Origin of the sequence: Sulfobacillus harzensis, from assembly GCF_012933365.1 — a bacterium.
In the GTDB taxonomy this organism is placed as follows: domain Bacteria; phylum Bacillota; class Sulfobacillia; order Sulfobacillales; family Sulfobacillaceae; genus Sulfobacillus_B; species Sulfobacillus_B harzensis.
The window spans coordinates 1-13,711 of record NZ_JABBVZ010000016.1 but is presented as its reverse complement, the minus strand read 5'-3'; the positions used below and the strand labels follow the sequence as shown (position 1 = coordinate 13,711).

Below are 13,711 nucleotides of genomic sequence, written 5' to 3'. Positions count from 1 at the left end.
ACTCCATGCGCGAATTGCGAATATCCGGGCGGATGCGTGACACCAACTGACCACCGATCTCGTGCGGCGCTACGATGTCATCGCCATTGAGGATCTGAACGTAGCCGGGATGCTCAAAAATCATCCGCTCGCCCGGGCGATTGCTGATATGGGTTTTGCAGAATTCCGTCGGCACCTCACATACAAAGCAGCCCAACGCGGAAAGACGGTCGTCGTGGTGAGCCGGTGGTATCCCAGTAGCAAAATGTGTTCGTCGTGTGGATACAAAACGCCCAAAATGCCCCGCGCGGTGCGGGAGTGGACGTGTCCCGAGTGCCGCACGCGGCACGACCGCGATGTGAACGCCGCGGTCAATTTGCAAAAGGTGGCCGAGAGTTCGGTTGGGAGCGCCCAACCCGTTTCTGCCTAACGGCAGCACGGCTCGGTGACAGCTTGCTGAGCGCCCTCCCGTAGACGACCGGCGGAAGCCCTCAGAAGCGGTGGCGCGATGACGCAAGAAGATGGCTAGAGTTGATCAGTGATGATCAGACTTGAGTAAGTCCATCAGAACGGTCAGGTTGCAATATCACGTCGACGCTGAAAGTCAATATGAATGGATTGACAGCGACCAGTATGGATTTTGGGGGGTCCATGGACTGTAGCCAGACCATGCCCGAGATTAGCTTGAAGCCCAACCTCCAATGGTGTCCCATCACCGCGAACTGCTCACAGTCGTCCTCGTCGTGGGTCACCGAAGACGGTCCGCCGTCCACGGATGTATCCTACACTACCGGCTTGGACATCGGTCTATATCCGTATTCCTCACCGTCCCCGGGTTATTGGCGAAATGCTCTTCAGTGGCAACTTGTATGGCCGGGCGGGTCAGGCACACGAGGGACCGAATACAGCGGCAACGCGTATGAGTTTTAAGCCGGAATGAGGGACAACGTGCCTAAGGAATCGTGCACTCTATGCGGGGTGTCTCCGGTGGTCCAGCCAAGCTGGCGCAAGAATGGCCGGACGGTCTGCGCCGATTGCCTTGAAATGGCCATCGCCACGTTGGAAAACCAGCCTCCGGAGGCGGTGATACCAGCCGCACCCGGGGTCTTAGGGCGGTTGGTGACCCTTTGTACGTTTTGTGAGAGACGAGGGCCCCATCATGTCCTAGTAAGGACGTCTCGCGGCCGCATTTGCGACAGTTGCATCAACGAAGCCCGTAAAGCCCTGCCCGCATGGGTTTTTGCCGATCTCCGCCGCGCGTGGGATGACAACCGGTTTGCTACGCGCTTGGCGGTTTATACCCGCCCCAAATTGCTGTGCGTGGATGAGGTGGGGTATTTACCGTTGGAGCGGCTGGACGCCACCCTCTTTTTCCGTTTGGTGTCCGCACGGTACGAGCGTGGCAGCATGATCCTGACGTCCAACAAGAGCTTTAGCGAATGGGGAGAGGTCTTCGGCGATGCCGTGTTGGCTACGGCGATCTTGGATCGGCTGCTCCACCGCTCGACTGTGGTCAACATCCGCGGCGACTCGTACCGGTTGCGCGACAAAAAGCGGGGCGTGAGCCCCGCGGGAACGGTCCTTGTGCCGCCGGCTTCCCGCACCGTCGACGCCTCCTAACCGTATCCCGTTGCCCGACTGACACCCCGACGCTTCTCATGGCAGGGAGCGACCGCATCGTCGGCCGGTCGCTCCCAGGGGCCGGGCGACCCGCATCGGATGGAGCGGTGCCCTCGTGGACAGTGCCAGTCCGATGGCCGAAGGGCCCGCACCCATACCGCACAGCCTACACGCATCAGGGGACTCCCTGGGGATTTCGAATTGGCCAAAATGATGATTTTCCAGGCTCTCCGGCACTTTTGCTGATCAGGAAGGATTTGGCAGTTAATGGAAGAATTATAGGACATGTCTACCCCGCGAAAGGAGATCATGTCCTATGCGCATTTTACCAAACATTCCCGGCTCCCGGTGCGTCGAAATCTGCGACGAGGGCCCCCGTATTCTCCTACATTTCGTGCGTACGGTTCCCACGGTTCGGTGTCCCGGGTGCCAGCAGCCGGCCCATCGTGTGCAAAGTGGGTATCGGCGGACCGTCAGCGATATTCCGTGGCGCGGATTCCGCGTTCAGGTGCAGTTGGATGTCCGCCGCTTTTGGTGTTCCACGCCGACCTATGCCTACCAGGTCTTTTGTGAACGGCTCGATCCATGGGTTCCCGCCTACGGACGGCGCTCGGCGGAGTTGACGGCGTGGATTCAGCAATGGGGGTGGCATCTCAGTGCAGAGGCGCTCGCCCGTGTGGCTTTAGACCAGGGCTGCGATGTCAGCGCCACCACCATTCTTCGCATTTTACGGACGGCGGCAGACCCGAGCTGGGAAGCGCCGCGAGTGGTGGGCATTGATGATTGGGCGATCCGAAAAGGACATACGTACGCGACCGTCGTTGTCGATCTGGAACGGCATCGGATTATCGAGATTTTGCCAGACCGTGGACTCGAGACCGTCACCCGCTGGTTGCACCAACATCCCGGGATTCAGGTGGTCAGCCGTGATCGGGCCCGTGGCTATGGCAAAGCGATCAGCGACGGGGCTCCCCAAGCCCGCCAAGTCGCCGACCGCTGGCATCTGCTGAAAAACCTCAGCGACGCCTTTAATGAGTTGCTGACACGCACGCCGCCACCCCGACCGCGGTCGCCCGCGCTGCCGCTTACGCACCATCTCCCGTCGACCCCGAAAGGGGTCGTGCATCAACAAGAACGGTATGCCGCCGTACAAGCTCTTGCTCACGGAGGGTATAAGGTGGCCGAGATTGCTCGCCGGACGGGATTCGATCGGAAGACCGTCACCAAGTACCTCCGAACCTCGGCTCCGCCCGAAGGTACGCCGCGTGCCACTTACCCCCATCTCCTCGATCCATTCGTCCCGCAATTGGAGCGACTGTGGGCCAAGGGAATCCGGCAAGCTAAGCCAATTCTGCGGACCCTGCAAACGGCCGGGTACCACGGGAGCCTGACGACGATTTCCCGCTGGCTCCGCCAGCGGCGGGCTCAAGAACGCGGCCGGGCCATGCCGCCGGTTCGCATTGCGCGGCGGACGTGGGCGACATGGTTTTTGGGGTCTGACACCGGCTGGCCACGCCAGGCCACTGGGACCTTAACCGAGTTGATGACGGACGCACCGGAGTACCGCCGCGCATGGACGTTGGTGCACTTGTTCCATACAATGCTCACGCACCGAAAGGGCTCCGCGCTTGCCGCGTGGATTCGTGCGGCCCACGCGAGTGGCATTCCCGAACTGGTGAGGTTTGCGAAAGGTTTGATGGAGGACACAGCGGCCGTCCAAGCGGGTCTCACGGACACGTGGAGCCAAGGAATGACCGAAGGATTCAATAACCAGATCAAATGTCTGAAGCGGATTATGTATGGACGAGCGCACCTGGACCTGCTACGGGCTCGTATCTTACACAACCAACGCTAACGTCACGTCGGCCTCGGGGAAGCTCGGGGTCCGGGAGCATCTCGACGTGACCCATACGGATCCATCAGCAAAAGTGCCGGAGAGCCATTTTCCATTGGCGTTTCTGCGGAGTCACGGTTGGCGTTTTTGGCGATTTTCAAATTGGCCTTGACAGGGGCACCGATTCTTTATGGCCAGGCATGCGGAGGAGTCTGAGTGGTAGTTCGGGCTGTGGTGCGGCGTGGGCTAGGAGTTCATCCCGCGGTGGCGCCGGTGGCCGACGGCGCGGACGACCATCCAGAGGCCCAAGCCGGTGGTTTCGAGCACGAGATAGCCACACGCCAGGGGGTCCATGCGATCCACGATCCAGTGACTACTGGCCGTGGGGGTCAGGAACACCCCAATGCCGATCGCGTAGACAAGCCCCAGGATGATGGGACTCCATCGCGGGAGCGAGGGACGGACCTGCTGGACGACCTGCAGGCTGAGGCGGAGATGCACGCTGAACGCCAAGGCGACCACGGCGGTCCAGAGGAAGATCACGGCGAGGCCCACGCGGCTGACAAAGAAGGTGCTGTCCAGTGTAATGGTCTCCAAGGTGTAGACGAGCGGCCAGCGCAGATGGGGAATGGCATCGGGACCCAAGAGGCAGATGACGAGCGCATAAATCGCGAGCAAGGTCACGCCAATCACGGCCGCGGCGGCCATGAAGCTCTGGCGGATGGTGCGGTCCGGGGCATTGATGTGGGACGTGAGGAGGACCACCGTCGGGGCCACGGGGGCCGCGAGATAGGCCATAATGGCTACCCCGTGGATCGCCGGGATGACGTAGAGGTGACCCGGCCACAGCGCCTGGCCATGGCTCGCATTGACCAGGGCGACGCTGCTGACCCCGGCGAGCAGGGCCCCCCCGAGGGGGACCCACAGTTGCGTCAGCCGGCCTAGCCCATCGAGGGAGATGACGGCGCCCCACATGACAATGCCGAGAAACGGCACCATGAACGTATGCAAACATCTGGCTGAGCGCCTACGATGGGTAACCCGGGGACGGCGATAGCAATGACCGCGAAGCGGGCCGCCCCCGCGAGGGGGGGGGGATGCTGCTGCACCCATGCGTGATGCACGAGCCCAATCCCGCCGATCCCGGCCACGATGACCAGGACACTGGCCGCGGCGTTTTCTCCGGCCGCGCTGACGACATGACCCGGCCAGACAAAGAGGATGTTGCCAATGGTGGCGCTGATCAGCAGGGTCGCGTAGTGCCATGGGCTCAGCGTGCGGGATTCGGGGGTCATGAATGGGCGACGCCTTCGCCGGTGATGCGGAAGTGCACGATGACGTGCACGGACCAATGCTGCCAACGAATGGGGGCTGGCCAGGGGCGGCCCGCCGTGTTCTGCGCCCAGTGCTGTTGCCGATGCCAGCCAAACGGGTCGACCTGCTGCGTGTCCGCCGTCTGGAGGGCCCCATCACACAAGGCGGCAATCGTGCGACTGGCGTCCCGGGCGCTCTCGGTCTTTTGGCGCGTCGTCAGCGCCAGTCCTGGCGGCAGGTCTTCGAGGGCCCCGCGGTAGACGAGGGTGTCGGTGACTACCACCATCCGGCCGCGCGCGACAATGCGAGTCCGGCTGCGGCCGCGCACTTAATTCAGACCCACGAGGCCCCAGGGGGTGCGCACCACCAGGCCGCCTTTCACGACGTGCTGGGTGAGATAGGCCCAGCCCGCCGACGTGCAGGCGGACGAGATGGACACTCGGCGGGGGCCCACGGTGGCGAACGCGGTGTTGAGGACATGGGGCCCCGCCACGGTGATGACGGGGACGGTAGGGGCCTTGACACCCGGCGTCGTGAGGCGGTCCCAGACTTGCCACGCCCGCTGGGCCCAGAAATAGGGTTGGCAATGACAGGCGAGCAATTTGAACAGCGCGTAGAGGGGAGCCCCTTCGCTAACGGGGGCGGTGGCGACGACAGCCGCTGCGGGGTGGCCCGCGACAATCCAGAACGTCTTCAAGACGCGCCCCGAGCGATTGAAGGTGCTAATGAGGCGGTCCCAACTCGCGGCCGGGAGGCGCGGTGAAATGGCGAGGACGCGGAATTGCCCGAAATACAGATCCCGCGTCGTCCGCTCTTGGGCTTTCAGCAAGGCTCCGGTCCAGGTGGCGGCTGATACGGTGACCGCATAGATCTGATCGGATGGCGACAGCGAACTGAGGCTCGAGACGGATTCCGTGGGATTGGGAAAGACAAACGTCCAAGCCCATGTGTCGGGGCGTGTCGTGGGCGCAACGCCGACCGCTTCCACGAGCACCCGTCCCTCCACGGGACGCTGGTCCCAGCAGCCGCTAAGGAGCAGGAGCATCGCGCCCAGCACCGCGATGCGGGGAATAGCCCGCCGCCCACCCATCAAGGATGCGTATCCAGTTGGCCTGCGCGCAGGCCGACCTGATCGGGGGCCTCGTCGGGTGGCGGATTCCACTGCGGGCGGTGGTCGCACGGTCGGTGAACGCACTCCAGGGGCGCGCCGAAGCGTGTCCACCCAGTCGACGGGGCGAAAGGGCGCGAGTGGGGTCAGATACGGCACACCGAAGGAGGTTTCGGTGACGAGTTTGATGGTGAGGCCCAGGGTCGCTAAGACGATGCCGTAGACGCCGTAGATAAAGGCGGAGACCAGAATCACCCAACTGACCAGCCGCCAGGTTCCGGTGAGGTCATAGCTGGGGGCGGTAAAGAAGCTCAGGGCGGTGAGGGTCATCACCACAATAATTTGGGGACTGACGAAACCGGCCTTGACGACGGCCGTGCCGACCACAATAGCGCCGACCGTGCCAATGGTCGTGCCCAGCGCCTTCGGGAGACGCAACGCGGCTTCGCGCAGGATTTCAATGATGAGAATCATGACTAGGACCTCGACGATGGGGGTAAACGGCAGACCGGGATGGCTGCCGGCGGTTAAGATGACGAGCGGGGGAGGCACCAGCTCGGGATTCACTTCCGTTAAGGCAATGTAGAGAGCGGGCAAATAGACGCCGAAGGCCCAAGCCAGCCACCGAATCGCCCGGATGAAGGACGCATCATACCACGCACTGGTATAGTCTTCTGAGGTGTGATAGAAATCGCAGACCGTCGCCGGGCCCCACAACACAAAGGGGTCGCCGTCGACCAACACGGCCACTTTGCCGCTGAGCAATTGCCACACCACTAGATCCACGCGTTCCGAGTTGCGGACGGTCGGAAAGAGGGTGCCAGGGTGATCGCGGAGATAGCTCGCCACCAGCGTGCTGTTCACGACGGTCTCGGCGCGAATCCGGGTGACTCGGGCCCGGACGGCGTCCCGGAGGGCCGGATTGACGACATCGTCCAGATAGGCGATCACGACCGAGACCGGATACCGTGTGCCGACGGTCAATTGATCGAACACCAGGTGGGGCGTCGCGAGCTGCCGGCGCAGTTGGCTCAACTATGTCGCCAACACCTCGTTAAAGGCTTCCTGCGGCCCGCGAATGGCCATTTCTGTCTGCGGGCGCTCGATGCTCCGCTGCGGCAGCTTGACGGTATCCACCAGCCAGACCTCGGGGAGGTCCTCGAGGCACACCGCCGTTTGCCCCGCCAGGATGCCCGTGATGAGCGTCTCCCAGTCCTGCGTAGCGCTGGCATGGCTCACGGGCAACCCGTCTTGTACGGGGTCCGCGCCTTGCAGCACGGGCCGCAGGATATCGCGGTCGATGATGCTCACATCCACTAGGTTATCGAAATAGCACACGAGGCCCGCGCGCGACCCGCCGATGCGGAATCGTCGAACAATGACATCAGGACTGGTCCCCAGGCGGGCCATGACCCGGGCGGCGACGGCATCCATGTCCGGCACGTAGGTGGTGAGCGTCGTTGGCCCGTCCGTGAGACTGGCGATTAACCCGGTCAGGCGTTGCTGCAGTCGCTGGAGATCCTCGCTGAGGGCGCGCCAGGCATCCATCCACTTCCATCCTTTCTTGGGCGGTAGTGTGCGCGACCGGGGGCTGGCTTATTCGCGCGTACCTGCGGGGTGTCGGTGGGGCTCCAACGGGCGGGCCCAGATTCGCGCTGCCGGATAGTGGAGCGAGGGGGTGATTTGGCGAAGCGTCGGCTGTGCGGATCGTACGGCATGTGCGGGCAGCTGTGAGTCTCTACCCGGGGTTAACGGCTTACAACCACCCGTGTGCCTTTGCCCATGCGGCGTACCAAGTGGGGAGACAACGACGGCAGACGTAATCGATGGGTTGGAGTTCCTCCGCCCGATACCGCCCGTGATATGGATACGGGAAGGGGACGTGGCAGACCCGGCAGACATGCGGGCATCTCAATAGGGGGAACTCGGCGGCTTCGAGCCGCTGGTCGGCAGGAGTCAATGGACCTCACCTCGTCGTGTGTGATATTTTTCTCAATCACCGGTCTATTATCAGGCGTCCGGCGCGCGGGTACCATACAAACCGTGTCGAAGGCTGCCCTCAGGGGGTGTTGTGAGCAACGGGGCCTTGCCGAATATGCGAGGTGCTCGCATGAGGCTGCACGGTCGGAAGCGGATGGGACCGATATGGCCGGGTACCCGAGGCGCTAGTCGATCGTTTCTCCGAGTCCATGGCAGGTCGAACATCGACCGGTGCTTTGGCGCTCGCGCACGTTCCAACACGTGGGGCACGACTCCCAGTGCGGCCTATCGTCGTTCCGCTCGGCGACCAGATATCCGGAGCCATGACAGGTAGGGCAGTCGCCGGATCCAGCGCAGGTCGGACACATCCGGACGGCATCTCCTTTCCTCTCTACTGCGTGAAATTCGCTGCGCGGTGAAATGACTCCTCCTTTTGGCGAGAAATTTAGACTTGGTTCAAGGGCGTGTAACGCGCCCTATCTCTAGTCTGCAACAAGGGCTCGGGCGGTGGCGCAGGAACGAACCCGAGGCTCTAGTTGGGGTTACCTAAGAAATAGCGTCGCATGAAGCGAGCGCTACTCGCTTCTAATGCCCAAAACTCCTCCACGGTCTTGAAACCCGCCACATTCCGATGGCCCGTTGGGCCCGCACCAAGTCTACCATGTCTTGCATGCGGCCCAGTTCAAGGGTCGTGATTGGCTCTGTGAATCATCACGTGATCAAGCTTAATCAGGACGAGATCCGACCTCAACAGGGCACCGAAGCCCGTATATTCTGGGCCATTGCCATTCGGTGCGATGGAAAAGCCGTCCGCACGTTATGTTGTGCCCACAGTAAGGGGTTATCGACAATCGGCTACCGCTTGTAGATGTCGAGGACAATCCAATGGGCAGGATTCCAGAGTGCGCCGGGAGCGGTTGCCAGATTCTTCGCCATCGTGTCGATGCCCAGACCCTACAGTTGGTAGGGCGGCGAATCTGGCACCTGCTAGATCGCCAGGCGCCGGGTATTGGATTCGAGAGCACGTGGAAGCCGGAGCCGCGCGGCGGCCATGAAGAGCGCAACCGGCTATTGCGGTCGAATCCCTTGGGATCCCAGCAACCGGGATTCATGCCCCCCTCCTGGCCCAGTGCCCGTATCCATTGACGTTGTAGAAGGTGGCTGAAGTACCCGTGTCATCAGAGCAGAATTGCCGGAAATCCCGAATGGGGCATAGCCGAATTCTTCACAGTCCATCTCTCGGCAGCCACTAACGTGAATATCATACCCCCCAGCATCTATACATACTTGAGTATCCGGCATATAGGAGTCCGTGTCGCACGGAGGTGGGAATTGATAATCTGCATTCGGCTACACTTCGGCTCCCAAAAGGTCTTTCGAGGCATAGTGTAGAGTACACTCATCCTTTCCCAGCGGATCGGAATCCGCCCCCACTTGGAGAGAGCACTACACCTCCATGTCACTGCTGAAACCCATTATCGAGCCGTGGCGGAACTGGGATGGGTGCTCGGCCCCCTTGCTGTGCAAATGGCAGGGGGCACGCTTGTGTTTTTGAGGTCTGGCCCAGTGTAGGTGAACATTTCGTCCGTCAAGAAGTCCAATTGATCATTGTCATATTGTTGCATTGACTTCTCGAAGCGGGAACTCACATCCACCGGCGCGAATACCTGCTTATCGGGATCCCCCCTTCGAATTTTGATGGTTTGGTCGTCGGATAAATTCGATAATAGGGGCTTTCAAGGTTCAGAAGCGGTTGGTTTTTTCGGCAGAAGCTAGTTAGGTCGACGATGTCAGATAGCCCCCGATTTCTGTCTCTAACTCGATTGCAAAAACAGACGTAGCTCCCTGTATCCAAAAGAAATTCCGGGAGCCAGTACGCCCAGTCGTGAACGGTTAGCCTCGTGTTAATGGGGGCAGGAAGGGGCCAACAGGGCACTCCGTCTGGGGGCCGGGTGGGATCACACACGGTCCTAAGGTGATGACCTGTAGCTGCACCATAACAATGATCTTGATTTCTACACACACCTGGGCAGTCAACACAACGGTGGTGCCCGATTGGTTCAGCGTAATGCCACAGTCGGGAACACACCATTGATCAGGGGCGTGAAGGCAAAGCAGGCAGCCACGTCCGCCGCGTTCAGCCCGGTCGGAACGGACAACACACACGTTGCGTATCCCACCAGGTCAACGGGCGTGGCCACGCCATCGCAGTTGTAAGTCGCGGGTTGAGTCACTTGAACCGTTACCGAGTAATCGTTGTTGCCGACTGGCGTTGGGGTGCCAAACAAGGTGCACGACGGGGCTCCAACGCAGGCGGCGGCACTTGCCGTTGCCGCGCAGGTCGACGTCCCGGTAACCGCAACCACTTGTGAACAGCTATCATACACTTGGTCGGCTAGGATACAGGTCACACAATCCTGGTCCGCCATGGTGAATTCCTCCTTCTTGGGTAGGGCGCGCTGTCAGCGCGTTTCCATTAGCACCCTATGTGTCGTTTTGGATTTTGGTTACATAACTCTTCCGGTGATGGCTGAATTTGCCTACGAAAATATGGCTCCCGCTCCCGGGGCACAAGGTCTCTTAGTGTCACCCGCGTCCTGAGCTTGACTGCTCCGGGGGACTTATCGGTTTGGAACTCGACTTATACCGTGCCGCACGGAATGTCGGTGGATACAAGCGTGTCGAGTTGTTGACGCGGGGTGCTAGTGTGCGGTTAGCAGGTGGAGGGGTTGTCGTCGGCGACGAAATGGATGCCGCGGCATGCTGGTGGTCATCCTGATTGGCCCCCGGTGAAGAGCGCAACATCAAGCTAGAAGTAGCACTTGGGGTTTCTGGTTTGGCGCCCATCCACACACCATGGGGAAGGTATCGGCGCGCCCGCTGTTGCTCGATTCCAGGTTGAGGGGCGGGATCCGGTGATTGAGGTGGGGGTCCATTCAACGGTCCAGGTGACAGGATGGTCAACGCAGAACGAAAGTGATCGCTCAGTACCGTGGACGCTCCCGATGAGGATTCCGCCGTGCTCGCCAAAACGGGGTCGCGTTGCTGAGGATCGATTGGTTGGTGGGGCGGTGTGTCTAGGGTTACCTTCTCGATTTGCGCTTGGGCCTGTTCAGCTGGCAGGGCGCGTTCACTCGAGGAGAATTTCTCGTGAGGTACTAAGTTGCCCAGAGGACCGGCGGTGGTCAAGGATTCCCTCGTCGGGCGTATGTGAGAAGCAGTTCCCGATGTGCCAACGGCCGCGGCAACTGCTAGGGCGTCGGGGTTCGGAGATTTCTCGATCGCATACCATAAGAGGAGCCCTTTGGCTAGCGGCATGACCATGTGCTCGGCGAATCCGGAGACTCGGATGGTAGGGCAGGACGGCGACCAGACCCAACCAGTGCTCCAAGGAATGTTCAGTTGCTGAGCGATAATGCGGGCGAGTAGACCATGTCGAGAATACGGGAGTGGTGCGGTTATGTGGGCACCCGCCTGTGACGCCTGCAATGAGATGACAACCCCCATGGGTGAGATGTTCGTGGTAATTTGCGCCCCCCATTCGGACAAAACGGTGCCTAGGTATTGGGCCTGATCGGACAGTTCCGACGGGTAATGGATGGCAACACTAAGACCACAGAGTGGGGTCGTTGGGTTGAAAGTGGGCATATTGGTCTCCCCTTGCATAGGTTGTTTTCTTCAATCTATGCAAAGGGAGATGCATCGGTGTCTTTACCAACTGGGTCCTAGGAATAGCTCACTAATCACGATATATCCCGGCATGTTCGGCAAGTTGGCGATTCCAATGCCGATTTGGGTCTCATTCGGATCAAGGATGTTTGCTCGGTGCGGGGGGCTTGCCATGAATTCGGCATTGGCCTTGCTGACGCTCGATACTTCTGCAATGTTCTCCGCCCCCATCCACACTGCGTGGATACCCGCCTTTTGCTCCATCTGATAGGCCCATCCATAAATTGGGGAATCATGAGTGTAGTAACCATCAACGGCCATCGCTGTGGCGCGTTCTTGGGCTAAGGTGGCCAATTGCTGGTTCACGGCGAGTGGGGGAAGCCCGTTCTGTGCCCGATCCTGATTGGTTAGGTCGACCAATTGTTGAATGTCTTGGATAAGGGGCTGGCTTTGGCCTACGGTTGTTCCGGCCCCTGAACTTTCCGCAACGGCTCCATGCGATGGTTGATTAGACGGGGATGACTCAGTGATTCGAGATGAACTTCCCGTGTTCCCAGAAGACGACTGTCCATAACCCCTTGGATAAAGCATCGGTGGCTGCAGCAAGGTCATAGAACTGCCTGGCCATGGTGAGAATGTCCATGTTCCGATAATTCCAGGCGATTGAATGGGGAGGGTCATCGCCATTTGCGCGGCGTTAGAGGACAGTTGCCCACTGGATGGCCGTGGCGAGCTTGTCACGACTGCCCCGGTATTAATAGGGTAAATTGGTGAGTGACTGGAGACGGTCGTTGGCACCGCGTTTGTCAAAGTCAATGGCAGCACGACGGAGGTTAGGAGCCCGGAGATGGTAACACCGCTAAACATAAAGCACGTCCTTTCATAACAATTAGGTGGTGATGGCCTGTATCCAATTATTAGCCAAAATCGCCCAGACACGAATCCGGAAATAGAGCCCTCAGGTGGCAAGTCCAGGAACAAACACCGTGTCGCGCGGTCCACCTTAGGCGTTTGCGGAACTTGTCCCAGATCCCATAAAATGGCGATTAGGTGGACACCTGACCACGCCGCTTCCGATTCGGGCACGGCACGGTACGTAGAGTTAACCGCGCCTCTCGGACGATCACCGGCGCATTAGCGGCTCCCGATACATCGTCGGAAGACCATGTGAGTGTAACATGGTGCGAGCGGGGATCCATGCCGATATACCTCCTTTCTAACCTCGACGAGGGACCGACACCCCCAAGCTCAAGCGCGCCAGGACGTGCAGTCCCTCACAAACCAGTTCCGTCGAGTAGGTAGAACGCGGCCTTGAGGCTTGGCCGTCATGGCGAGTTTCTCTTGGGCCGCGAACCCCCTCAGAACCGGACGTGCGCAATTAACGCATCCGGCTCCCCAAAACACTCACCCGTAAGTTTCCTGTCGGTTGCGTCACCCGAGGCGATGGAAGGTGGATCCACGGTTTCGCGGCCCAGTCCGTCCATGCGCGGGGGCTACGCTGGCTCCGGCGTCGCAACGATTGCCACCACGCACGATAGATGGCCAGTCGCACGCGGGCCAACACCGGCAGTGCGGTGCCGTATCCAAAGTACTGGTAGAACCCGCGGAGTCGTTGGGTCAGTTCCTGTTGCTGTAGCGCGGGCGGCGCATGGCGATTGGCCTGAATCCACTGTTTCGTGGCGAGGTAGAATTTCCGGACGCTCTTCGGCGTCGGGATTCGGACAAGCCGAAAGTTGCCCTTCCGTGATGTGCCCATCACGTGCCGGAACCCCAGAAAGTCAAACGTCGCCCGTGTGCGGGGCTGTGATTTCGTGTGCGCCCAGATGCGCCGTCCAAATGGAAGCAGACGCGCTTTCTCCTCGGCCACCTCTAGCGAAAACTTCGCCAAGCGTTGAGGAAAGACCATGGCAAACCAGTGGGCATCCCGCGCGTCCTCGAAGAGCACCACGAAATCATCCGCAAATCGGACCAAGTGGGCTTCTCCGCGGCACCGGGGTTGGACAACCCGGGCGAACCAGAGGTCGAGCACATAGTGCAGGTAGATGTTCGCTAGTATGGGCGAAGCTGGCCCACCTGCGGTGCTCCTTCGGTGGGGCTGTCCCAATAGTCACCCGCACGGGTGACTGGGGTGGACCCTGATGAAAGTCAAGTGACCCTCGCTCCTAGTAAGCGAGGGTCGCTTGCTTCAAGAGGTTGTGGGCCACGCT

The 13,711-nt window shown here is 60.4% G+C and carries 11 protein-coding genes and 1 pseudogene; 4 read left to right on the top strand and 8 right to left on the bottom strand.

Annotation, left to right across the window (positions count from 1 at the left end; genetic code table 11):
• The first annotated feature begins 46 nt into the window (after positions 1–46).
• From HIJ39_RS06730 to HIJ39_RS06720, 3 genes are all read left to right on the top strand, one after another.
• A complete protein-coding gene (locus tag HIJ39_RS06730; RefSeq protein ID WP_275107276.1) occupies positions 47–409 on the top strand; it encodes an RNA-guided endonuclease TnpB family protein in 363 nt (120 codons plus the stop codon).
• Positions 410–927: 518 nt separating this feature from the next.
• Positions 928–1,599, top strand: a complete 672-nt coding sequence (locus HIJ39_RS25100; RefSeq protein WP_420824563.1) for an ATP-binding protein — start codon at positions 928–930, stop codon at positions 1,597–1,599.
• Positions 1,600–1,915: 316 nt separating this feature from the next.
• Complete coding sequence (locus tag HIJ39_RS06720; protein ID WP_169098004.1) at positions 1,916–3,454, top strand: ISL3 family transposase; 1,539 nt, start codon at positions 1,916–1,918, stop codon at positions 3,452–3,454.
• A gap of 225 nt (positions 3,455–3,679) precedes the next feature.
• On the opposite strand, the gene HIJ39_RS06715 is transcribed toward HIJ39_RS06720, so the two are convergent.
• The 5 genes and pseudogenes from HIJ39_RS06715 to HIJ39_RS25405 all read right to left on the bottom strand — a co-directional run.
• Entirely contained in the window at positions 3,680–4,432 is a 753-nt protein-coding gene (locus HIJ39_RS06715; protein WP_169098002.1) for a hypothetical protein, read from the bottom strand.
• Entirely contained in the window at positions 4,375–4,728 is a 354-nt protein-coding gene (locus tag HIJ39_RS06710; RefSeq protein ID WP_169098000.1) for a hypothetical protein, read from the bottom strand. The genes HIJ39_RS06715 and HIJ39_RS06710 overlap by 58 nt, the downstream gene beginning before the upstream one ends.
• Positions 4,725–5,075 carry a hypothetical protein gene (locus HIJ39_RS06705; RefSeq protein WP_169097998.1) on the bottom strand — a complete coding sequence of 117 codons (351 nt, stop codon included), beginning with the start codon at positions 5,073–5,075 and terminating at the stop codon, positions 4,725–4,727. Before HIJ39_RS06705 ends, HIJ39_RS06710 begins: the two co-directional genes overlap by 4 nt.
• Positions 5,076–5,792, bottom strand: a complete 717-nt coding sequence (locus tag HIJ39_RS25410; protein WP_476718340.1) for a Ger(x)C family spore germination protein — start codon at positions 5,790–5,792, stop codon at positions 5,076–5,078.
• Between the two features lie 165 nt (positions 5,793–5,957).
• Positions 5,958–7,265: pseudogene (locus HIJ39_RS25405) on the bottom strand (spore germination protein); the annotation flags it as partial.
• Between the two features lie 1,455 nt (positions 7,266–8,720).
• Here HIJ39_RS25405 and HIJ39_RS06690 point away from each other — a divergent pair.
• Complete coding sequence (locus tag HIJ39_RS06690) at positions 8,721–8,981, top strand: hypothetical protein (protein WP_169097992.1); 261 nt, start codon at positions 8,721–8,723, stop codon at positions 8,979–8,981.
• 914 nt (positions 8,982–9,895) lie between these two features.
• Here HIJ39_RS06690 and HIJ39_RS06685 read toward each other — a convergent pair.
• The 3 genes from HIJ39_RS06685 to HIJ39_RS06675 all read right to left on the bottom strand — a co-directional run bounded on the left by HIJ39_RS06685 (position 9,896) and on the right by HIJ39_RS06675 (position 13,608).
• Positions 9,896–10,264: a hypothetical protein gene (locus HIJ39_RS06685; RefSeq protein WP_169097990.1), complete on the bottom strand. Its 369-nt coding sequence runs from the start codon at positions 10,262–10,264 to the stop codon at positions 9,896–9,898.
• 1,282 nt (positions 10,265–11,546) lie between these two features.
• Positions 11,547–11,924, bottom strand: coding sequence for a CAP domain-containing protein (locus HIJ39_RS06680; protein WP_169097987.1), 378 nt, complete (start codon positions 11,922–11,924; stop codon positions 11,547–11,549).
• Positions 11,925–12,882: 958 nt separating this feature from the next.
• A complete protein-coding gene (locus HIJ39_RS06675; protein ID WP_169097985.1) occupies positions 12,883–13,608 on the bottom strand; it encodes a reverse transcriptase domain-containing protein in 726 nt (241 codons plus the stop codon).
• Between the last annotated feature and the right edge of the window lie 103 nt (positions 13,609–13,711).

Excerpts from the sequence above, each read along its gene's own strand:
- HIJ39_RS06720 (WP_169098004.1), top strand. The coding sequence starts at position 1,916 with ATGCGCATTTTACCAAACATTCCCGGCTCCCGGTGCGTCGAAATCTGC.
- HIJ39_RS06715 (WP_169098002.1), bottom strand. The coding sequence starts at position 4,432 with ATGGTGCCGTTTCTCGGCATTGTCATGTGGGGCGCCGTCATCTCCCTC.
- HIJ39_RS06710 (WP_169098000.1), bottom strand. The coding sequence starts at position 4,728 with ATGACCCCCGAATCCCGCACGCTGAGCCCATGGCACTACGCGACCCTG.
- HIJ39_RS25410 (WP_476718340.1), bottom strand. The coding sequence starts at position 5,792 with ATGCTCCTGCTCCTTAGCGGCTGCTGGGACCAGCGTCCCGTGGAGGGA.
- HIJ39_RS06690 (WP_169097992.1), top strand. The coding sequence starts at position 8,721 with ATGGGCAGGATTCCAGAGTGCGCCGGGAGCGGTTGCCAGATTCTTCGC.
- HIJ39_RS06685 (WP_169097990.1), bottom strand. The coding sequence starts at position 10,264 with ATGGCGGACCAGGATTGTGTGACCTGTATCCTAGCCGACCAAGTGTAT.